The following is a 22,440-nucleotide window of genomic DNA, read 5'->3' as shown; positions in this document are numbered from 1 at the left end:
GCAGATTTTATTGATTTGATTATAAACCATCGGATTTAAAAGGCGATAAAAAACGGCGCAATAGCGCCGTCATTAGAAATGTAATAGTGATGTGATTATTTATTAACGAGTTCGTTAACCAAGTGCCAAAGTTGAGGTTTACCTTCTGCCATAGGTACATCAGTACGGTAACGACCATTAACGATAACAGCAGGTACACCATCTACGCCATATTCTTTGGTTAAGATTTTAGCTTTTTGAACCATTTGACTCACTTGGAAGCTTTTGAACATTTGTACATAATCTTTATGTTTGATACCGAATTGCTCACAATAGTTTGCTAGCGTATCAATGTCAAAAATACGTTTTCCATCACGTTGAATCGCATTAAAGTAAGTTTCATGGAATTTGTCTAAAATGCCAAGTGCTTTAGCGGTATAAAAAACACGTGCCATAAAAACCCAATTTGGATTATCTAAAACTGCAGGCATACGTTCAAAATCGATGTCTTTTGGTTTGTTTTTAAGCCACTGGTTAAGACTGGATTCCAAATGATAACAATGAGGGCAGCCGTAAAAAAATACTTCTACGACTTTTTTCTTATAAGGTTCTATTGAAACGGGTTTCTCTAGTTTTTGGTAGTTAATGCCTTCCAAAAATTTCGATTGCTGGGCACTTAAAGCCTGGGAGCTTAATCCCAGTGCTGAAAGACCCAAAACAGTTGTTAAAAAATATCTTCTTAGCATAGTCTGTTTTTCGATGATTGGATTAAAGCTCACCGTATGAATGTAATCCTGATAGGAACATATTCACACCAAGGAAAGCAAAAGTTGTAACCAATAGGCCAATTAATGCCCAATAAGCCATTGGACGACCACGCAAACCTTTAGACATACGCATATGTAACCAAGCCGCATAGTTTAGCCAAACAATTAATGCCCAAGTTTCTTTTGGATCCCAAGACCAATAACCACCCCAAGCTTCTGCAGCCCAGAGAGCGCCAAGAATAGTCGCAATAGTAAAGAAACCAAATCCAAGAGAAATGGCTTTATACATCAAGTCATCCATTTTTTCTAAACTTGGCATTCTGGCAACGAATTCGCTGTTTGGATTCTTTTCTTTGGCTCTGTCAGTCAAGATATATGACAAGCCAACCATTGCCGCAATAGAGAAACTACCATAACCAATAAAGTTAGCTGGAACGTGTATTTTCATCCAATAACTTTTTAGAGCTGGTACTAGTGGTTGAATCACATAAGCATGACGGTCAAAGGTATACCAAAGGATAAAACCAACTGCAGCACTAACAACCAACATAACGAAGCCGCCCATTGCACGGGTTTTCAGTTTTTGCTCGTAGTAAAGGTATAGCAGGGTAGTGATAACAGTAAATAAAATAAACACTTCATACAAACTACTGACTGGAATATGACCATAATCAGGGTTGATTAGGTAAGATTCGCGCCAACGAACTAACATACCAACCAAACCAAAAGTGATCCCAGACCAAGCTAAGGTTGAAGCTACTTTACCAGTAAACTCTGATTTAGCCCAAAGCGCGCCGAAGTAAGTAACGGTCGCCATTACATACAAAGCGCTCATCCACATAAATGCCGATTGGCTTGAAACCAAAAAGCGTAAAAAGAATGCATGTTCATTCGCGCTGATTTGGTTATTGTGGAGACTATAGGACCACAGGGCCAAAAGAGTTAGGGCAGTAATAAAGAAAGACAGTGTTTTAATGCTTGGCCAAAAGCGCCCTAGCATGATTAAACCGACTGTTACACCGATTAGAATACCGTCTTCATAAATTCCCATTAACGCATTAAATTCTTGCCAGGCTAAAAAGCTACCAATAGCAACTAATGTCGCCCAAATAGCGTCTTTCACAAGATGACTTTTTGGAACAGGACTTTCCATTGTCGAATTGAGAGTGTTCATAATCATGATACCTTCATGTTAGTTTTGACAATCTCTACGAGTTGGTCAAATTCGTTTTGTGTTTCAGGTAAATCCTTAGTGTCTTTACCCGCGATGGTCAGTGCGTTTTCTTGTTTAGAATAAGCCAGCCAAACGCGTTTCTGGCGAATATAGAACAGGATGAATACCCCGATTATAAGCATTGCGCTTCCAAAGAAAACGACATCTTTTCCAGGGGATTTAGTGATTTGTAATCCGGTTGCATTGATTTGTTTAAAAGATTTCACTTCAAAATACATTGGTGGCCCGTAGTTAGGTAAGGCGTTAATAACATTCAAAGTATCTTCAAACCATTGTTTGTTGAAATCGGAAAGCGTATTAGGATCAAAGTTTTTTGTAGGGTACTGTTTTTGTAAAAACTCTAGATAAAGCATTTGCAAAGCATAACTGGTTTGGCTTAGGTAATAGTCCTTAACCTTTTTCTGCTGTGCTTTAGGTACTTTTTTCTCAACGAATAAGTCAATACCTCTGAATCCCTTGTCTCTGAACAAAACCATCAACTGTTGAAGCAAGCGCATTTGCAAGTTATAGGTTTTATCATCAATATTTTTCGAATGAGGTATCGAATCTTTCAAATATTGATGAATTTGTACAGGATTATTCAGTAGTGCTAAGAACTTAAAGAAACGTTCTTTGGTACGTTTTTCATCAGCTGGAATAAACAAGTAGCGGTAAGGTGCAGCAGGTGTTGTGCGAACGCCGCTCATAAAGAACCAACGACCATCCTGTAGATTTGGCTGCATGTAGTTTACATACTCCCAAGCTTTCCCTTGATCGTTACGAACTTTAAAGATAATCGTTGGGCCATTGTTATGCATTTTATGCCCGGTTTTCTTCTTCTCTTCCGGTGTTGCTGGCACAATGTTAAACATCTTAAAGTCGTTGAACTCTGCTTTAAAAGTACCGACAGGTGTTTTTAAAGGCTCAACTTGCTTGACGGCAGTATTGATTTTTAACGCATTTGGATAAGGCGATAATAGTGGATGAATTTCTAAATTTAATTTGGTACCGCCATCACCAAAAGAAGATTGGTAAACAGCATAGTTTTTATAAAGTAATGGATGGTTTACTTTGATTGTTTTGACAATCGGTTTTTTCAAATCTGGAGCGGTAAGAACGACATCTGATTCAAAAGATTTTGGCATGCCAGTATCGTAGTAGCGAATACGGAATTGTTTAACGGCGATATTAAATGGTAATTTTTGTACTAAAAAACCTCGACCATAAGGCAAGAACAGGACATCTGTACTCTGGCCTTCTGCAACATTAACCGTACCACGGAAAGAAAAGTTGTTTGGTCCTAGCCAGGATTTTTGAGGGATTTGATCAAGTGGAACAGATCTTGTCTCTGGAGCCAAATGACCAGTAATCTGACGATATTTTAAAAGCAGATCACTGTCTAGTAACGCGCCAACACAAATGACAATGATTGAGACGTGGGTAAAGATATAACCTAAACGTCCCCAACGACCTTTCATTCCGGCAACTGTAACATCGCCATTTTCACCGTGATGAATTTTTGTTTTATAGCCGTTTTTTTCTAAAGTCTGCTGAGCTAAATCTTGGTCAAAGCCTTCAACTGCATAAGTTTCAGTGTAAGGTTGGTGTTTATAGGCGGTAATGGATAGCTTTTCGCTATATTGCTTCATGTCTTTAAGGAAACGAGGCGAGTTGCGAGTTAAGCATGTTGCTGTTGATGTTAGTAAGAACAATAATACCAACATGAACCAGGCAGCGCCATAAACATGGAACAAGCCTAAAGTATCAAATACATGGGTCCAGAAAGGGCCAAATTTAATGATATAGTTTTGAAAGGCTTCATTTTGTTTTAATACCGTTCCGATAACGGAGGCGATAGCGAGCATCACCAACAGCGTTACAGCAAGGTTCATAGAACCTAGAAACTGGATGAATAAATTGGATTTTTTTGGTGTAACGATGTTTTTTTCTGACATTTTGATGGTTTTTCAAGTTTCATTAGAGAAAAGATTGTAAAGTATAAACCGATTGCCATTATTGATAAAGTATTAAGGACTTTATCAGTTAAAACCTTAATAAATAAGCGGTATTTAAGCTTATTTCATCGTTCTTAGAAGAATATTATGCAACACCCATTATATCAAAAAGCACATTATCTAAAATCAGCGCCAGATTTGTCACATTGTCCCGAAGACAGTGGCTATGAAGTCGCTTTCGCCGGTCGCTCTAATGCTGGTAAATCAAGCGCATTAAATGTGATTACCTCACAAAAGGCGTTAGCCAGAACCAGTAAAACGCCTGGACGTACTCAAATGATCAATCTTTTTGAGTGTGATGATGAAAGACGTTTGATTGATTTACCTGGTTACGGTTATGCCAAAGTCAATATCAATGTGAAGCATGCTTGGGAAGCTGGCCTTTCAGCTTATATTGAACAACGCCAATCTCTGAAAGGTCTAGTTCTGTTAATGGATTCAAGAATGCCACCAACAGAAATTGATATGGTGATGTTGGATTGGACATTGAGTTTGGATTTACCTGTTCATATTTTATTAACCAAATCAGATAAATTGAAAAAAGGGCCAGCCCAAGCCAGCTTACTAAAGCTACAAAAGATGTTGAAAGAATCCTATCCACATGCCAGCGCTCAGCTTTTTTCCTCATTGAAACGACAAGGATTGGATCAAGTCTGGCAAAAGTTAGATGAATGGATGGAGTATGAAAGGCCGCCTAAAAATAACGATTAAAAACTTCTGTGAGTAAGATCATGAATCGAGCAGAAGAAATCTTAAGTTTTTGGTTTTCCGACAGGATAAAACCTTTATGGTTTAATTCTACTGCTGAATTGGATCAAGAAATTCGAGATAAATATCAAACCTTATGGCAACAAGCTCAAAAAGGGTTATTGGATGACTGGCTAAATGAACCAAAATCAGCGCTAGCCTTGATTATCCTGCTCGACCAAATGCCGTTAAATATGTTTCGCGGTCTTCCAGAAAGTTTTCAGACAGAGCAGCAAGCCGTTAAGGCAACTTATGTTGCTATTGAAAAAGGGTTTTTAGAACAGCTACCCAAATCTCAACAGGCGTTTTTATTGATGCCTTTAATGCATAGTGAAAACTTAAAAGATCAACAAAAGTCAGTTGGACTATTTGAGCATTATGGATTAACAGCTAATCTGAATTTCGCCCGTCATCATCAAAAACTTGTTGAGCGTTTTGGACGCTTTCCGCATCGTAATTCAATCTTGAACAGAGTTAGTACGTCAGAAGAAGAGGCGTACCTTAATTCAGACAGTGCTTTCAAAGGTTAGTTTAGGCTTAAAAACGATAACCAGCTTTAATACTATAGGTTGGCACATCCCCAATTTGGTTATAAGCCACCAATACATCCATAAATAGCAGATTAATATTCACACCAGCGGCGATTTTTGTCATGGTTGAGGTGACTTTCTGTAAGCTAACACCACTCACTTGATTGGTGATTAGAGGCTTAACCTCACTATTTACAATACCAACAGAAGCAAAAGGGGTCATATTCAAGATTCCCTTCGAAACCCCTAAATCCATGCCGTAGCTTTTGTAGTCTAAAGCACTGATCCCGCTGGTTTGAGTATAGTGCCCGTTAATCCCAATTGATGGGCTAAGGATTCCACCATCAAAAAATGCCCAACTCATATTTCCACTCCAAGTCGACAGGTTGCTGTTAGGTGTTGTCATATAGTCAACACCAACATCAATCCCCAAAGGCAGACCTTTTACAGCGTGTAAAGTAACTGTGTCAATAGAGTTAGCACTATTAGATGAAACAGATCCCATATCTTTATATTTCAAGCTAGAACTGTTGCCAGAAATGCCAATATCAAAACCAATTAACCCAAGAGGTTCTGTTGGGCGAAGGCTTTTGTAAGCCAATACACCAGTTAGGTCAGTTGAAAAATGTTTGAATTGATCTTGTGAACTGAAGTTCAAATAATTGATATTATTTTTTGCAGCGAAAACACTAGATGACAAACAAACGAATGTTGCTGTAATTGAAAGCTTAGCAGAGAGGCGCATGGATTCTTCCTTTAATTGATGATACTTATGATGTTAAATAAAAAACCCCTCAAAAGAGGGGTTCAAATAAGCATTAAATGGAAAGACAGTCTTTAGAAATCGAATTCAATACCTGCAGAAGCAATCAAACCAGAATCTTTTTGCTTATCTATAACACCAGAGAAGTCGGTTGTTGTTGTTGCAACATCCAAGTTCAAGAAGCCGAAGGTTAAACCAACATCTGTATAGGTGTTTTTGTTACCAGCCATATTACCGCGTAAGCCTAGACGTAAGTCAGGAACATACCAAGCTGAGTTAGTAGCATAGCTTGCACTCGCACTCCACCATTGAGTGTCTTGGTTGTTTAGGTCATTTGCTTTAGCTAGGTCATATGAACCAGCTAGAGTCCAATGACGGCTTTCAGTATTCAATTGACCAGTAATGCGATATTGTGGTTTTAATTGAAAGTCAGAACTACTGTAGTAACCAGCGAAACTTGTACTTGTAGCGGTAGTGGATAAATCATGGGTTTTAAAGGTCGGTGAAGTCAGGTTCATCCCAACGAAACCAAGTGAGTAATTATCATGAATCCAGTTAATACCGATATCGGCAGTGATTGCAGAGCTAGAAGAACCCGTATTCAAGTCAGATAAGTAATCTCCTGTATCTTTACTGCTACTACCGTTGTTATCACTTACAACGGTACTAAAATCGAGCATTTTGGTGTTTGATAACATGGTTAAGTAGCGGGCCGTCAACCCTACAGATAAAGTTCCTCCGTTTTTTGAAAAAACGTTTTTACCATAGCCTAATGCCATTTCCGTTAATTCGCGGTAACTTAAATTCCAGCCTGCAGAACCAGGTGTGACAACAAAATTAGTTCCAGAAGTTGTAACAGTGACATTCGATTTTCTGACGACATTTACTTGAGTGGCGTACTGTTTGGAAATATCTAGAGAAATTCCGCCATCTAGTTTACCGGATTTAATTAACAGAGGAATAGTCACACCACCTTGTACAGCAACATGTCCACCATTATATTTAGTAAAATAATTATTCAAGTTGGTTTGAAGTGTCCCTGCTAGAGCGGGATTATTAGTATCGATAACCGCTTGAATTTTATCTTTAAAGTAATCTGAGTAACCTTCCAAACCTTTTGATTCATAGTTAATCTGACCATTCACCCCTAAACCAAGACGATAACCTTCGGTATCGCTTTTATTAATGGCGTTGTATGAAGGGTTAGCAAGTGGACTATAGATGGTGTTTGAGTTAGAAGCATCACCGTAAGTGATGTTAGGACCAATTGGCATATAAGAACTTGGTGCTGCATTAGCACCTGTTGCGCATGCTGCTAGAATGCAGCTTAATAGTAGTTGTCTTTTCATGAGTGAACCTCTCCTAGGTTAAAAAGTCTGTCTCAAATCTTATTATATAAGTATCTTACAGTAAGATGAAAGGTAGTCAAAAGCTTCTATTCTTGATTTTTATCTATTTTCAATGCAAATGTCGCGAATAAATAAATCTTAATGTGCTTCATCCCAATTATTTCCTTCACCAATCTCAACAATCAAAGGCACATCAAGTTTTAGAGCGTTTTCCATAATACGTTTTATCTCTGGTCTAACGGCATTCATGTCATTTTCAGCGACTTCAAAGACCAATTCATCGTGAACTTGCATTAGCATTTTGATGTCTAGAGCCGTGGTATTTAGCCATTTTTGCATATCGATCATGGCACGTTTGATAATGTCTGCTGCCGTGCCTTGCATTGGGGCATTGATTGCAGTACGTTCGGCATACTGGCGTAGTTGCCCGTTTTTTGCATTAATATCAGGTAGGTATAAACGACGCCCCATAAGGGTTTCAACATAACCTTTTTCACGTGCATTGGCCTGTGTGGTTTCCATGTAGCTTTGCACACCAGGATAACGGCTGAAATAGAGGTTGATATATTCTTGTGCCAGATTTCGAGGGATATTGAGTTGTTTCGCTAACCCGAAAGCTGACATGCCGTAAATCAGTCCAAAGTTTACAGCTTTGGCGCTACGACGTTGTTCGTTGGTGACTTCATCGAGCGACATATTGAAAATTTCTGCCGCGGTGGCTTGGTGTATGTCTTTGCCTTCGGCAAAAGCCTTCAGCAAGTTTTCATCTCCAGACAAGTGCGCCATGATGCGTAATTCGATTTGTGAGTAATCGGCCGCCATGATTTTATAGCCGGCAGGCGCAATAAACGCTTGGCGAATACGACGCCCCTCTGCATTGCGAATGGGGATGTTCTGCAGGTTTGGATCGGTCGAAGACAAGCGGCCCGTTGAGGCCACCGCTTGCTGATAAGAAGTGTGAACACGTCCAGTTTGTTCGTTAATTTGTTTCGGCAAACTATCGGTATAGGTGGATTTCAGTTTTGCCAAACTGCGGTATTCTAAAATCAAGGTCGGCAACTCATGTCCTTCTTCTGCCAGTTGAGCCAAAATAGGTTCAGCAGTAGAAGGTTGGCCTTTCGGTGTTTTTTTCAAGATTGGTAGATTCAGCTTTTCAAACAATACGACTTGCAGTTGCTTTGAAGAATTGAGGTTGAAAGTTTCACCTGCAATCAAATGCGCTTTCTGTTCAAGTTGTACCAGTTTTTCACCAATTTCATAAGATTGATCTGCCAGCATTTGCTTGTCGATCAATACACCATTACGTTCGGTTTTTGCCAATACACTTAATAAAGGCACTTCAATCTCTTGGAAGATTTTGCACGGCCCTTCATCTTGTTGCAGCTGAGGCCAAAGTGCAAAGTGCAAACGTAATGTGACATCCGCATCTTCGGCAGCGTAGGGTGCAGCTTGTTCAAGTGGGATTTGATTAAAGGTTAATTGGTTTTTACCTTTACCGGCAATATCTTCAAAGTGGATTGTACTGTGGTTTAGGTATTTAAGTGCCAAGTCATCCATATTGTGTCGGGTGGCGACACTGTTAAAACAGTAAGATTCCAGCATGGTGTCATAGGCAATGCCTTTAAGTTCAATGCCATGATTCATAAATACATGCCAATCGTATTTTAGGTTTTGTCCCACCTTTTGGTGTTGGTCATTTTCTAAAATCGGTTTGAGCTTGGATAGAACCTGGTCAAAATTTAATTGCTCAGGCGCCCCTTCATAGTCATGCGTTAAAGGCAAATAGGCCGCATGAATTGTGTCGGACGCCTCATAGGCGAAGCTGATACCGACAATTTTTGCTGTCATGGTATCAAGAGAAGTCGTCTCGGTATCTATCGCAAACAATTCGCTTTGACTCAATTTTTTCAGCCATTCATCAAAGCTGTTCCAGTCTAAAATCGTTTCATAAGGCGCAATCTCATAAGTGCTCGTTGTTGCTGCTTGAGGTATTGTTTGGTTGGCGTGATGTTTACCATTCTGTTCACTTACCACGGTTTTGCTATGCGCCTTACGTCCTGTGGACTTGCTAAATGGCAGTTCGCCTTTTGCAATCTGGTTCTGCCAGTTGCGTAAGTCATATTCAGCAAAGAGTTCTGCCAGAGCTTGCATATCTGGGGATTCGCGTTTGATGTCACTTAGGTGTATTGGTAACTCACAGTTAATACGAATAGTGGTGAGTTCTTGCGAGAGCTTTAGCTGATCCAAATTGTCACGAAGACTTTCCCCGATTTTTCCCTTGATTTGATCGGCATTCGCAACCAAGTTTTCAATCGTGCCATATTCTTCCAACCATTTAGCCGCTGTTTTGGGACCACATTTCGGAATACCGGGAATATTGTCAGCGCTGTCGCCCATTAAAGCGAGATAGTCGATAATCTGTTCTGGTTTCACATGAAACTTTTCGACCACTTTTTCAGGCGTCATCAAAGTGTCGTTCATGGTATTGATGAGCGAAATATGTTCATTCACCAGTTGCGCCATATCCTTATCGCCAGTCGACAGCAGGGCATCCATTTTTGCTTCTGTGGCTTGGTGCGCCAGTGTTCCCATTACATCATCGGCTTCTACGCCATCAATCACCAAAAGCGGAATCCCTAACGCCTTGATAATTTGGTGAATCGGTTCTATTTGAATACGCAATTCGTCCGGCATTGGTGGGCGGTGTGCTTTGTATTCCTCATACAATTCATGACGAAAGTTTTTGCCCTTGGCATCAAATGCCACGGCAATGCGTTCAGGTTGATATTGTTCTAACAACTTACCAATCATGTTCACCACACCGAAAATCGCACCTGTCGCATGACCTTTAGAGTTGGTTAAAGGTGGCATGGCATGAAAAGCTCGAAATAGATAAGACGAACCGTCCACTAATATAAAAGGTGCTTTAGAATTAAATTCGAGTTGCGGAGCCTGTTGCATTGATGTCATGAAACTGCCTAGATTTTGATGAGTTATGGTAAAATTCGTTCATTATTTTAACCTATATTCGGATTTAGATTGTGTCAGTCTATACAGTCATAGAACAAGCAGAACTAGAAGCTTTTTTACAAGATTATGATGTCGGTACTTTGTCTTCCTATGAAGGGATTAGTGCTGGAATTGAAAATACCAACTATTTCGTTAATACGGAAAAAGAGGGTGAGCATCATCAATTTGTTCTTACGGTATTTGAGCATCATAGTTTTGACGAACTGCCTTATTTTTTAAATATCATGGCTTTTATGGCAGAGCATGCCATTCCGACCGCGCATCCTGAACAAACTCTATCCAACGGCTACTTAAAATCCATCCAAGGCAAACCTGCCGCTTTAGTTGAACGCTTAAAAGGAGATGGTGTTGAACTTCCGACTCTGAAGCAGTGCAAAGTGATGGGTGAGCAAATGGCTCGATTCCACATGGCAGGGCAGGATTTTGAAGATTTCCGTGAAAATGATCGCAATTTGGATTGGATGCAAACGACTTTCGATCTGATTCAGACTCGCTTGCCACAAGATGAAACGAACCTTATTTCTTCAGAAATCAATTTGCTTTCAAACTATGAATGGGAGCTGTTACCTCATGGTGTGATCCATGCAGATCTTTTCTGTGACAATGCATTGTTTGATGGCGATCAGTTGTCGGGTATTATCGACTTATATTATGCGTGCAATGGCCCATTACTTTATGATTTAGCGGTCATGGTCAATGATTGGTGTCGTTCGCCGGATTTGACTTTCGATGCTGAAAAAGTCGATGCCATGGTATCCAGTTATCAAAAAATTCGTGAACTGAGCTGGCAAGAAAAAGAAACCTGGCCTTATGCCTTACGCTTGGCGGCGTTGCGTTTTTTCTTATCTCGTTTGAAAGACAAGCATATTCCGAGAGAAGGTGAAATGACGCAAATCAAAGACCCGAATGTCTTTAAAGCGATTCTAAAACATCACCGAGACAATGCACAGCCTTTGTAAAGGCTGGTTTCAGCAGTCATGCCTTCGATAGATTTTGAAGCGTCACTTCCCCTTTTTACCCATTTTGAACAAACCCTAAATTGCGATGCCTATACCGAGTTGCCTTCAGACTGGTATGTTATTGTCACTGATGTCGTTAATTCCACCAAAGCTATAGAAGAAGGCCGTTACAGAGATGTTAATGCGGTAGGCGGCAGTACGATTGCTGCGGTCGTTAATGCGGCAAAACCTTATCGGCTGCCTTATGTGTTTGGCGGAGATGGTGCGAGCTTTTGTGTGCCGCCCGAGCTAATCGATAAGGTCAAACGTGCAATGCGTGGTTGTCAGGAGTTGGCTTCCGAAGGATTGGATCTGACGCTAAGAGTTGGGGTTGTGCCTGTCAGTGAATTAAAGCAGAAAATCCGTTTATGTCGTTATCGTAGCGCACCCAATTTGACTCAATATTTTTTTATGGGCGGCGGTATGGATGAAGCCGATGCGTTGATAAAAGAAGTTGCATCCTATCAACTGCCAGCCGATACGCCCTCCGAGGCGGACTTTTCCGGTTTTGAATGCCGATGGAATCAAATACCTAGCCCAAAACAAGTGACGTTTAGTTTACTGGTGAAATCACGTTTACCCGAGCAGAAAGTGACGTTGACACTCTATCAACGCTTGACCGACAAAATCGAAGAATTGCTGGGTGATCGTGTCGAGCACCATCCGCTTAGTACAGGAAATTTATCTCTCAGTTTCGATAGTGACAAGCTGAAAGCCGAAACTCGGGCAAAAAGCTTTCATCACTCTCTCTGGTTCCGACTTAAAACAGCCATCCGTATCCGTTTGGAGAACCTGGTAGGGGTTTATTGGATGCAAACGCATAAAGAAGTGGATGGGTTTGATTGGGGAAACTATAAATCGGATCTGATTGAAAACTCCGATTATCAAAAACTGGATGATAATTTCAAAACCGTTTTGTCTTGCGATTTGTCTTCCTTGCAAGCGCTATTGGCATGGCTGGAAGAACAATACCAAGCCGGTATTTTGTTTTATGGTTGTCACCAGGCGGATGCCGCGGTCATCACTTGTCTGGTCGAAAAGACAGGAACAGATCACGTGCATTTTGTCGATGCCGCAGACGGCGGTTATGCCATGGCAGCCAAGCAGCTTAAATTGCAGATAAAAGCCGATCAGTCTTAGCCTTTTTAATGATTTGAAATAATACTTTAACGAAAAAACTATTCCCAAATATCATTTTTTAATGATAATGAAAAACTATGACTTCGGTGTAAACTTAGTCTGATCATGTCCATTATGAATAGTTAACCCTAGGAGGGTTTTATGGTGCGTTACATTAAAGCGATGTTACTTGTTTTAGCAACGGGAGTTTTCGCTTCTCAAGCTTATGCTATTGAAAGAGTGCCTGGTTCAGGGCCTGGTGCGGGCATGGGGCCGGGTCAAGGAATGGGTGCTGGTATGGGTGCTGGTATGGGGCCCGGTGCAGGAATGGGTCCAGGAAAGGCGTTTAAACGTCATTTGGGACACGCCAACTTTATGCCGAATTTGATGCCTAGACTAATGGGCAGCTATAAACGTGGAAACCCTTTGGCCCTAACTAAAGAACAGTATGATAAGTTGATGGGTTTTCATACCAAAAACATAGGTAAAATGCGTGGCATGGTTGAAAAAGTCGTCCAGCTAGAAAGAAAAGCCCGAAAAATGGCATTGGCTGGTGAAGATGATAATGCCATTATCAAAGTGGGTGAGGAGTCAATCAAACTGCGATCAAAAATCATGCACGGTAAATTGAAGTGTCGCGCTTTTGTGCGTTCTGTATTAACACCTGCACAGTTTGAAATGATAGCGAAAAACTATTACCGCCCTAAAAACATGATGGCGAAACCAGCACCTGCTGCGAAAGCTTCTTAACCTTTTTAAGGTTGGTCAAAGCCGGTTTTATAGCCGGCTTTTTTATTAGTGTTTGAAAAACATTTCCCAAAGCCCCATAAAGACTTCTACCAAAATTAACACAATAATAATCCACTCTAAAAACGAGCTATGTTTATGTTGGTGGAGATCGATCATCATCGTCATATCTTCTTTAAGCACATTGAGTTTGTAACTTACGACCTCAAAACGTTCTTGCAAATCGAGCAATTCTGCCAAGCGGTTATAGAGGCTTTCATAGGTTTCGTTGTCCCAAAGAATATTGGGTTTGTCTAACAGCATCAGATCTAGCACCATATCATGTCGTAACAGACTTAATTCAATGGCGTAATCCGTAAAATGATGACGTTTAACCCAACCAAGGCGACTGGAGTTTTCCACCATATTTCGACCTTTGGTATAGAAGCGATCGACTTCTTTTTCGAACTTTTCCAGACCAACACTTTGTGCAATCACCAAGGCTACGATCATCAGCGGCCATAAGCTTAACTCTCGGATTTCTATTCTATTGTTATCAACATGAAAAGGTGCCGATGCGTTGGCATTAAGTAGGATTTGATAGTCCTGATAAAGCGTTGCTTGTGTGTAAGGTTCTGCCAACCCAAGTTTAGTCAATGCTTCGTTAACTGATTCTTTTGGCCAGTTAATAAAGGTAATGACATCAAACTGGGTGAAAAACAAAAAGCGATGAGAATCTTCTTCAATAATTTCCGCGTAAAAGGAGGCTTCAATCCCTTTTTTGAGTGGCATGTTGAGTTTTTCAGCGACTTCATGATGGTTCAAATCTGCTGGAAGATAAACAGATAATAGATTGAGTTCACTACTGGTTTCGTTTGGCGTAGAAAGGTTAGGCATATGGGAATCCTCAAGGATAAAACCAGCATGTAAAATCTGCCAGGCTGGGTCTATTTTAAAGAAAATCCTATCACTGTCAGAACTGTTTTAGAACAAAATCGGGCAGTATTTATTAAAGCCTTATTTTGAATAAGGTCGGTAGAAGAAATGCCCTCTTACCCAACGGCCATAGAGCAATTCAAAACTGATTGAGAGTATGAGGAAAGCAAAGAAAATCATCACTGCTGTTTTGTGAAGCTGATAGGTGTGAACTAAAAGCGTTATAAGAGCTGCCAAGCTCGACATAGCCGCTATAAAAAACAGCCAAGGTTTTCCTTTAATCTGTTGGTGAAGCTTGAGCGCACTTAAATTGACCATGAAAAATATCAGTAGAAAGCTGGCACTACCGATAATAGCAATTTGACTTAATGGAATGCTGTTAGCAATCAGTAAGCTTAAAGCAGATGTGATGATAATCGCCATCAGTGGTTGGTTGCGTTTTTCCCGCTCTAGAAATTTTGGCAAGCTACCTTCTTTTGCGATGATAAAGCCTAATCGTGCATTACCGTAAATAGTGGCATTAATGGCAGAAAAGGTCGCCAATAGAGCAGCGATAGCGACCAGGATAAAGCCAAGTTGACCCAATGCAGGTTTGGCAGCCAAGGCAAGTGCATAATCTTTTGCCTGCATCAGTTGTGCTTCCGGTACTGCGCCAACAGTGATAATTGCAATCAATACATAAAGCAGAATAACAAACAAAATGGAGCCGTAAAAAGCACGGGGCAGGTTACGTTCTGGGTCTTTGATTTCTTCTGCGGCATTGGCAATCAGCTCGAAGCCCTCATAGGCAACAAAGATCACCATTCCTGCCACGAAAATCGATAGAGGGGCTTTCCACTGATGGGGGTCTAAAGACTTCGGATCGACATAACTGAATCCGGTAACAATAATCAAAACCAACAATATGATTTTGAGTAATACGATAAAGGTTTCAGATTTACTGACAAATGCAGCACTGATCCAGTTAATCAATGTGGGTAGTAAAATCGCTAGGGTAATAAAAAAATGGTTTAACACGATAGAGTGGACATGCGGGAAAAAGGTTTGTGCGTAAGATGAAAACGCTACCGCATATAGAGAAATCGTCACCAGATAACTCAACCAAAGCATAAAGTTCATGCTGCTCGATAGTATATTGTGGTGAAATGCTTTGTCGATAAACACCACAGTGCCACCTTGGCTTTGAAAGGCAACCGATAGCTTGGCATAAGCGTAAGAGGTTAGCAGAGCTACGGCACCTGCCATGAGAAAAGCCACCGCAGTTGCGCCATGAGCTAAAGAAACGGCTTCGCCTAAAACGGCGAAAATACCACCACCCACCATGCCGCCAATGCCTATGGCAATGGCGCCGATTAGTCCGATGCTACGTATGGGTTTAGTCATTTAATTCCTTGGTGAAGCTGGCTGTTAAAACCATTTTTTCCACCATAATATGGCTACTTGCATCACGACGACGACAGCGAGTATGCCGACAAAAACCCAAAAAGCAATTGGGTTTTGTGAGCCGGGAATACCGCCAACATTAATGCCTAGCAAGCCTGTTAAAAAACCTAGTGGCAGGAAAATAGCAGATAAAATCGATAGCACATAAATGCGTTGGTTAAGTTGTTCTGACATACGGTTTAACAGTTGTTCGTTCATAACGGAGGTTCTTTCACGAACCACATCTATGTCTTCGATATGTTGAATTAAGCGCTCACCAACTTCTCGCATTTTCATACGATGCATATCGTGAATCCAACTCACTTGTTCTACCATGATTTTTGTTACAGCATCCCGTTCGGGGGAAAGATAGCGGCGTAATGCAATGGTTTGACGTCTTAATTCGGACAATTCGTGACGTAATCCACCTGGGTTTTCAGTCAGCGCTTTATCTTCAATATCGTCTATTTGCTCTTCCAGTTGATCAATCGTATCAATCATGCGCCATACTAGGCGATCGGTAAGATAGACAATAAACTCCGCCATATCCTTCGGGCCTTTTCCACGCTCGAGTTGTCTCAATAAATCTTTGACAGAAAGCAGCTTGCGCTTGCGGGTAGAGATAATGCGATCTGCGTCTGACCAGAGTCGAATGGAGACCATATCTTCCGGGTCGGCTCCTGGGTTATTGTTGACACCGCGCAGGGTGATAAGCAAGCCATCTTCGATATTGGTGGTACGGGGGCGAGTGTCTTCTGTCAGTAGGGCATTAATAATCACAGGATCAAGACCGCTATCGGTTTCTAACCAATGCCGGGTAGAAGCTTCTGTGTAGTCGAAGTGTAGCCAGATTTTGCCTTGATCAGGCGTCCAGTTTTGAACTTCGTCCCAGCTCAAATGACGACCACCACCGTTACCATCCATCAAAAAGGCGTGTATCAACCCCTTCTCTTCATGTTGGTGGGAAATGTGGTCACTCATGTAGCCTCCAGAGACAATTTAGTGATGTTCAGATATTATTCAGCAGCGGGCTCTTTAAGTAGAGCTGTTTGTGCGATTTCTATGGCTTCTTGTATGTTTCTAGAAAATTCCACTTCACCAGGTTGATGGCGAATCCCCGCTTTGCCTAATTTCAAAGTCAACCTAGTATTGCACTGATTAATAATGATAGCGACTTTTTGCGCATTCAATCGTGAATAAATCGTTTCTAGCACCATCATGGCGCTCATATCCAGCATTGAAACATCGCTCATATCGAGTACGACCACGCGGGTTTCTGGGTTTACGGTTGCAATACTGTGCAAGGCTTTTTGTGCCGACCCGAAAAACAAAGGGCCGTTGATGTCATAAACCACAATTTCTTTCGGTAGATCTTTCAAGTGAGGATGTTCCGATTGATTTTCCCACTTCTTGATTTCTGTCAGTTGGATACTGCGACTAATAAACAGTAATGCCGCTAAGCCCATGCCGATGCTGACCGCCATCACCATATCGAAGAGTACGGTAATGGAAAAACAGGTGAGTAAAACCGCAATATCTGTTCGCGGTGCGATTTTTAAAATACGGATAAAGTGCTTCGCTTCACTCATATTCCATGCCACCATAACGAGTAGCGCAGCCAAAGCCGCCATAGGAATATGGGATAGTAAAGGCGCAAAAAATACGATTGCCCCTAACACAAAAGCCGCATGAACGATTGATGCCAAAGGTGAGTTAGCACCAGAACGAATACTGGCAGCAGTACGGGCAATGGCTGCGGTAGCCGGAATACCACCGAAAAATGGCACCACCAAATTACCGATACCTTGCCCAATTAATTCTTTATTTGGCTGATGTTTAGTACCGGTCATACCATCGGCAACTACGGCGCAAAGCAAAGATTCAATTGACCCTAAGAGTGCGATGGTAATTGCAGGGCCGAGCAGGTTGTGTATCAGTTCAAACGACAATTGTAATGGCTTGCCATCTGCTCCTGCTTGATTCCAAGGTAAGGTGAATTCCGGTAAGAATGGTGGGATGCCTTGCCCAGAAATACTGTCCACCACATAGTGAAAACGTGACCCTATAGTTTCAATGTGAAAGCCAGGGGAAATGAATTGTAGAAGTAAGGCTGAGAGGGTACCGACTAAAAGTGCAATCAGGTGTGGCGGGATGTGAGATTTTAATTTGCCCCAAAAAATAAAGGTGAAGAGGGTCAGCAGACCCACTAGTGTTTCTTGCCAGTGAAATTGTGGCAGTGCTTGAACAATCGTGCTGGCATTTTCCAAAAAATGTCCAGTCAAAGTAGGTAAGGGCAGCCCCAGTAAATCTTTAATCTGTAGGGTAGCAATAACCACCGCAATCCCTGATGTAAAACCGACGGTGACAGGATAAGGAACCACTTCAATTAAGCGCCCCATTTTTGTTAAACCCATAATGATTAGAATAACGCCCGCCATGAGTCCGCTAAGCAATAAGCCGCCCAATCCGTATTGATACACAATTGGTAACAGCACCACGACAAACGCGGCCGTTGGCCCAGAAATATTGATTTTGGAGCCGCCCAAAAGCGCAATGAGCACACCACCAATCATCGCGGTGTAAAGTCCATGTTGTGGAGGCACATCGATAGCGATTGCCAATGCCATAGACAAAGGTAAAGCAATGATGCCTACCGTTAACCCAGCCAACACATTCGATTTTAAATCCGCAGGCTGGGTAAGACTGTGCCAAAAACTTTGCAAATTGGGAAACCAATTAGTCAGCATAGAGCGATTGCTCCTTTTATATAGCGGGTAAAGGAAGGATTTAAAAAGTGTAGCAAAAACATGAAAGCAAAAGCAAAAATCTGCCAGGCTGGGGGGTGGAAGAAAAATATTGGTTTGTGAAAGTTTTGTGAGGATTTCAAGGTGCTACGACCTTGATAATGAAGGTCCTTTAATGACCACATGGAGAAAAGGAATGAAACGACGCAACATGTTAAACTTGAAAGCAATGGTATTTTTTGCATTGAGCTTGCCTATGCAAGTCACTTTTGCTCAATCTGCCAATAAATTGCCTGCAGCAACGGTGGATGGCATTGAATTTCCTGCCGGTTACCAGAATTGGAAGCTGATTTCTGTAACTAATCGAGACGATAATAAAACGCTTCGTGCGGTGTTGGGAAATGAAGCAGCGATCAAAGCTATTGAGGAAGGCAAAACCAACCCTTGGCCTGATGGAGCAGTGTTAGGCAAAATAGTTTGGAAAAAAGAAAAAGACCCTCATTGGCCAACGGCAGAGGTTCCTGGCAAGTTTGTTCATGCGGAATTTATGTTCAAGGATAGTAAGAAATGGGCTTCTACCCATGGTTGGGGGTGGGCCAGATGGGTTGGTATGGCGCAAAAACCTTTTGCAGATGCGGGAGGATCCGCCCATGCCAGTTGTGTTGCTTGTCACACGCCAGTGAAGAATCAGGATTGGGTGTTCCACAAGCCTGCACTTTTGCCAAGTCGTTTACCATAATTGGTAGCGCCTTTGCCCAGAACACAACGGTGATGGGCAGAGTTTAAGGAATTCATATGAGCGATCTATTCAAAGCTTTAATTGTGGAGGACGATCTAGACATCGCTAATTTAGTTCGCCTCCAGATAGGCAGCTTAAAAGGGCAAGCCACGATATTGGATCGATTAGAACAAGCGAAATCCTATGTTGAATCAAATGTTATTGACCTTCTTATTCTCGATTTGTCTCTTCCTGATGGAGATGGCCTTGAGTTTTGTCGTTATTTTCGCAGACAAAACCATATTACCCCTATTTTGATGTTGACCGCGCGTTCTGACGAGCAAGATAAGGTTGCAGGATTGGAATTAGGAGCAGACGATTATTTGAGCAAACCTTTTGGGCTGGAAGAACTCAAGGCGCGCATTAAGGCTTTGATACGGCGCTCACGAACGCACAACACTCTAGACACGATTGTTCAGGTCGGTTACCTCAAGTTGGATTTGCAATCCCGCCAAGCATGGTTGAAAGAGTCTTTGCTAGAGTTGACCACCAAGGAATTTGACCTGTTGAAGTTGTTTACGGTGTCCCCAAATCAGGTTTTTACTCGACATGATTTGTTGGCGCAAATTTGGGGATCTGACTATTTCGGGTTTGAGCATACCATCAGCTCTCACATTAATCGTTTAAGGAAGAAAATCGAGTCTAATCCTGCTAAGCCAAAAATTTTAGAGACGGTTTGGGGCGTGGGTTATCGCTTGAATCCTGCTTGTTTATCCGAGACAACTGAACATGTTTAAATCGAAAATCTCCAGACGGTATAGCTTGTGGCTAGTCGCGATTTTTTCCGTGATGGGTATCAGCTATTTGGCGTTGAGCCTCGCCTTGTCCAGCCACTATTTGAAGCAGGTGCAAATCAAGATCAACGCAGATGTTGCCCAAACCTTGATACAAGATAACGAACTGGTCAAGCAAGGTAAGCTCAATGAACCAGCGCTTGAAGATACTTTCCATCGTTATATGTTGCTGAACCCGAATCTTGAGATTTATCTTGTGGATTTATCTGGTAACTTGCTTAAGTACTCGGCAAATGCCGATAAGATCAAACGCAGTCACATTGATACCAAGCCCCTGCAACATTTTTTGAATCACCCATCTCAAGGGGTTATTCTCGGGGATGATCCGAGAAGCTTTGATGGCAAAAGTCCTTTTTCTGTCGCTTATTTGCCAAATGCGGATCATCCTGAAGCTTATCTTTATGTAGTAATTCAATCGCATATTGCAGAAGAGGTGGATAGACGTTTGCAAGAAAGCATACTGCTAAAGTTGAGTGGCTGGTCTTTTATCACGAGTTTATTACTTGGTTTGGGACTTGGCGGTACATTATTTTACTTTTTGAATCGTCGTATCACCTTATTATCGAAACAAGTAAAACAGTTTAAGCAGCATCCTCAACAGGTGATTTTAGCACCGAAAAAGCTGAACGATGAATTAGATGAGTTGGCGCTTGCCACTTCTGATATGTCTATGCAACTCAATGAACAGTTGGCGCATATTCAGCAAACGGATCAACAAAGGCGTTTCATGATTTCCAGTTTATCCCATGATTTAAGAACGCCATTAACCAATTTACTTGGCTATATCGAGCAAGCGAAATTAGATGACTCTACCGTTTACTTAGAGGTAGCATTTCAGAATGGTATAAAGTTGAAGAATTACTTGAACAGACTGTTTGAATACGCAAAGTTAGATTCCAATTTGATTCCGCTTAATGAGCGCCATCAATCGCTGAGTGCGTTTTGTGAAACGCTGTTAATTCAGTATCAGTCATTATCGCCAAACGTAGATTGGTGGGTGGACATTCATCCAGAGATAGAGATGAAATTTGACAAGGAATTGATGGAAAGTGCGATTAGAAACCTATTGGATAATGCCGTTAAATATGGCGATGATTGGGTAAGTTTTCATCTTTATCAAGCTGATACCGAGATTCATATACGCGTCTGTAGTGCCGGCGCCCAATTGGATGAGGTTCATAGGTTATTGGAGCATAAGTTAGTCGTTGGTAGAACGAATAGCACAGCAGAGCGGAATCATACTGGGTTCGGGCTTGCCATTGTCCGCTTCATTGTTGAAAAGCATGCAGGGGTTCTGACTTACCAGTATGAGAATAATAAAAATTGCTTTCAAATCGTATTAAATGTCAAACCGAGTTCTGAATTATGCCAATAAAATCTGCCAGGCTGGGTGTTTGTTTAAATCTGTTCTAGTTAGTATAAAGTTGCACAATAAGCCAATAAAAAACTTCAAAAACGTTGAGTGTTCATTAAGCGCATAATATGCGTTTTAACTTATCACTGGTGTTAAAAGTTGTCTATGTTTGCGCTTAATCCTTCTCTCAGGTTGGTCGAAAATTCTCTTGAGTTTTCTGAAGAAGGTCAGTCTACTACTTCACCAAGAATCGCAGTGGTGATTCCTTGTCTCAACGAATCTCAAACAATCACTAAGGTTATTGAATCTGTTCGCGAAGTTTTGCCCAACTGTGGTATTTATGTGTATGACAATGGCTCTACGGATGATACCTGCGCTGTGGCGACAGCGGCTGGTGCGATTGTGCGTTGTGAAAAGCGACCTGGAAAAGGGCGAGCTTTGAAAAAAGCATTTGGTGAAATTGATGCTGATATTTTCATCATCATTGATGGTGATGACACTTATGAAACCTCATATCTGCCAGAGATGATTAAACGATTACAGCATGACCATTTGGAAATGGTGGTCGGAGACCGTTTGAAAGACAAAAGCAGTCATACCAGAGCGGGACATTATTTAGGGAATCGATTATTTTCTAAGGCAATTTCTACTTTGTTTGATATGGAAGTTGAAGATCCGTTTTCGGGTATGCGAGTAATGACCGCGCGCTTTGTGAAAAGCTTTCCATCGGTAGCGTCTGGCTTTGAAGTGGAAACAGAATTAACCGTGCATGCCTTTGATTTGGGTGTTGGTTTTGCCGAAATGCCAGTGGCATATCGCGAAAGACCGGAAGATTCTCACTCCAAACTCCGTACCATTCAAGACGGCAGCCGCATCTTGTTTAAGTTGGTTTGGTTGTATCAGTTGAAGAAACCGCTTCAATTCTATGGTTATGCCAGTTTGCTGCTGTTGATTATGTCATTGGTCGCATTTTCGATTCCGTTGACCGAATTTATCATGACAGACAAGGTAAGACACTTCCCAACGTTGATTGTTAGCATGGGTGGCTTTGTATTGACGCTGTTAACCTTTGCCATTGGATTGATTTCCGAAAACATCAACAGTCACAGTCGAGAAATCAAACGCTTCATTTTCCGTAGCAGTCAGCGTATTTAACGTCGAATTTCAGGAATCGCT

19 protein-coding genes are annotated in these 22,440 nt (G+C 41.5%); 9 read left to right on the top strand and 10 right to left on the bottom strand.

The window, feature by feature from the left end; all coding sequences use genetic code 11:
* Positions 1-95: 95 nt before the first annotated feature.
* Genes N745_RS0111215 through N745_RS0111205 form a run of 3 tightly spaced genes read right to left on the bottom strand, consistent with a single transcriptional unit; the run spans position 96 to position 3,914 of the window.
* Positions 96-725: a thiol:disulfide interchange protein DsbA/DsbL gene (locus N745_RS0111215; protein WP_024852224.1), complete on the bottom strand. Its 630-nt coding sequence runs from the start codon at positions 723-725 to the stop codon at positions 96-98.
* Positions 726-747: 22 nt separating this feature from the next.
* Complete coding sequence (ccsB, locus tag N745_RS0111210; RefSeq protein WP_024852223.1) at positions 748-1,920, bottom strand: c-type cytochrome biogenesis protein CcsB; 1,173 nt, start codon at positions 1,918-1,920, stop codon at positions 748-750.
* 2 nt (positions 1,921-1,922) lie between these two features.
* A complete protein-coding gene (locus N745_RS0111205; protein ID WP_024852222.1) occupies positions 1,923-3,914 on the bottom strand; it encodes a cytochrome c biogenesis protein ResB in 1,992 nt (663 codons plus the stop codon).
* A gap of 147 nt (positions 3,915-4,061) precedes the next feature.
* Here N745_RS0111205 and yihA point away from each other — a divergent pair, with 147 nt between their 5' ends.
* Both yihA and N745_RS0111195 read left to right on the top strand, forming a co-directional pair.
* Positions 4,062-4,685, top strand: a complete 624-nt coding sequence (gene yihA / locus N745_RS0111200; RefSeq protein WP_024852221.1) for a ribosome biogenesis GTP-binding protein YihA/YsxC — start codon at positions 4,062-4,064, stop codon at positions 4,683-4,685.
* A gap of 20 nt (positions 4,686-4,705) precedes the next feature.
* Positions 4,706-5,251 (top strand): DUF924 family protein, encoded by a 546-nt coding sequence (locus tag N745_RS0111195; protein ID WP_024852220.1) that lies wholly within the window; start codon positions 4,706-4,708, stop codon positions 5,249-5,251.
* Positions 5,252-5,258: 7 nt separating this feature from the next.
* Here the strand turns inward: N745_RS0111195 and N745_RS0111190 are convergent, their stop codons facing one another.
* The 3 genes from N745_RS0111190 to polA all read right to left on the bottom strand — a co-directional run bounded on the left by N745_RS0111190 (position 5,259) and on the right by polA (position 10,333).
* Entirely contained in the window at positions 5,259-5,996 is a 738-nt protein-coding gene (locus N745_RS0111190) for a hypothetical protein (protein ID WP_024852219.1), read from the bottom strand.
* A gap of 92 nt (positions 5,997-6,088) precedes the next feature.
* Complete coding sequence (gene traF / locus N745_RS0111185; protein WP_024852218.1) at positions 6,089-7,363, bottom strand: conjugal transfer protein TraF; 1,275 nt, start codon at positions 7,361-7,363, stop codon at positions 6,089-6,091.
* A gap of 138 nt (positions 7,364-7,501) precedes the next feature.
* The gene (gene polA / locus N745_RS0111180; protein ID WP_024852217.1) at positions 7,502-10,333 is read right to left on the bottom strand and encodes a DNA polymerase I; all 2,832 of its coding nucleotides are present in this window, start codon (positions 10,331-10,333) and stop codon (positions 7,502-7,504) included.
* Positions 10,334-10,404: 71 nt separating this feature from the next.
* On the opposite strand from polA, the gene N745_RS0111175 reads away from it, so the two are divergent.
* The 3 genes from N745_RS0111175 to N745_RS12725 all read left to right on the top strand — a co-directional run bounded on the left by N745_RS0111175 (position 10,405) and on the right by N745_RS12725 (position 13,260).
* Positions 10,405-11,352, top strand: coding sequence for a homoserine kinase (locus tag N745_RS0111175; RefSeq protein ID WP_024852216.1), 948 nt, complete (start codon positions 10,405-10,407; stop codon positions 11,350-11,352).
* A gap of 18 nt (positions 11,353-11,370) precedes the next feature.
* Positions 11,371-12,531 (top strand): DUF3095 domain-containing protein, encoded by a 1,161-nt coding sequence (locus N745_RS0111170; protein ID WP_024852215.1) that lies wholly within the window; start codon positions 11,371-11,373, stop codon positions 12,529-12,531.
* A gap of 141 nt (positions 12,532-12,672) precedes the next feature.
* Positions 12,673-13,260 carry a hypothetical protein gene (locus N745_RS12725; protein ID WP_024852214.1) on the top strand — a complete coding sequence of 196 codons (588 nt, stop codon included), beginning with the start codon at positions 12,673-12,675 and terminating at the stop codon, positions 13,258-13,260.
* A gap of 45 nt (positions 13,261-13,305) precedes the next feature.
* Here the strand turns inward: N745_RS12725 and N745_RS0111160 are convergent, their stop codons facing one another.
* The 4 genes from N745_RS0111160 to dauA form a co-directional block, all read right to left on the bottom strand.
* A complete protein-coding gene (locus N745_RS0111160) occupies positions 13,306-14,133 on the bottom strand; it encodes an RMD1 family protein (protein ID WP_024852213.1) in 828 nt (275 codons plus the stop codon).
* A 120-nt stretch (positions 14,134-14,253) separates the two neighbouring features.
* A complete protein-coding gene (locus tag N745_RS0111155; protein WP_024852212.1) occupies positions 14,254-15,555 on the bottom strand; it encodes an APC family permease in 1,302 nt (433 codons plus the stop codon).
* Between the two features lie 24 nt (positions 15,556-15,579).
* The gene (gene zntB / locus N745_RS0111150) at positions 15,580-16,575 is read right to left on the bottom strand and encodes a zinc transporter ZntB (protein WP_024852211.1); all 996 of its coding nucleotides are present in this window, start codon (positions 16,573-16,575) and stop codon (positions 15,580-15,582) included.
* A 35-nt stretch (positions 16,576-16,610) separates the two neighbouring features.
* Positions 16,611-18,341: a C4-dicarboxylic acid transporter DauA gene (gene dauA, locus N745_RS0111145; RefSeq protein ID WP_024852210.1), complete on the bottom strand. Its 1,731-nt coding sequence runs from the start codon at positions 18,339-18,341 to the stop codon at positions 16,611-16,613.
* Positions 18,342-18,534: 193 nt separating this feature from the next.
* On the opposite strand from dauA, the gene N745_RS0111140 reads away from it, so the two are divergent.
* The 4 genes from N745_RS0111140 (at position 18,535) to N745_RS0111125 (ending at position 22,419) form a co-directional block, all read left to right on the top strand.
* Positions 18,535-19,077: a cytochrome P460 family protein gene (locus N745_RS0111140; protein WP_038070746.1), complete on the top strand. Its 543-nt coding sequence runs from the start codon at positions 18,535-18,537 to the stop codon at positions 19,075-19,077.
* Positions 19,078-19,133: 56 nt separating this feature from the next.
* Complete coding sequence (locus N745_RS0111135) at positions 19,134-19,853, top strand: response regulator transcription factor (protein WP_024852208.1); 720 nt, start codon at positions 19,134-19,136, stop codon at positions 19,851-19,853.
* Positions 19,846-21,285 carry a sensor histidine kinase gene (locus N745_RS0111130; protein ID WP_024852207.1) on the top strand — a complete coding sequence of 480 codons (1,440 nt, stop codon included), beginning with the start codon at positions 19,846-19,848 and terminating at the stop codon, positions 21,283-21,285. Before N745_RS0111135 ends, N745_RS0111130 begins: the two co-directional genes overlap by 8 nt.
* A gap of 144 nt (positions 21,286-21,429) precedes the next feature.
* The gene (locus N745_RS0111125; RefSeq protein ID WP_024852206.1) at positions 21,430-22,419 is read left to right on the top strand and encodes a glycosyltransferase family 2 protein; all 990 of its coding nucleotides are present in this window, start codon (positions 21,430-21,432) and stop codon (positions 22,417-22,419) included.
* The last annotated feature ends 21 nt before the right edge of the window (positions 22,420-22,440 follow it).

The sequence above is a fragment of the Hydrogenovibrio kuenenii DSM 12350 genome (genome assembly GCF_000526715.1).
In the GTDB taxonomy this organism is placed as follows: domain Bacteria; phylum Pseudomonadota; class Gammaproteobacteria; order Thiomicrospirales; family Thiomicrospiraceae; genus Hydrogenovibrio; species Hydrogenovibrio kuenenii.
The sequence above is the reverse complement of the archived record's forward strand: the minus strand, read 5'-3'. Positions and strand labels throughout refer to the sequence as shown.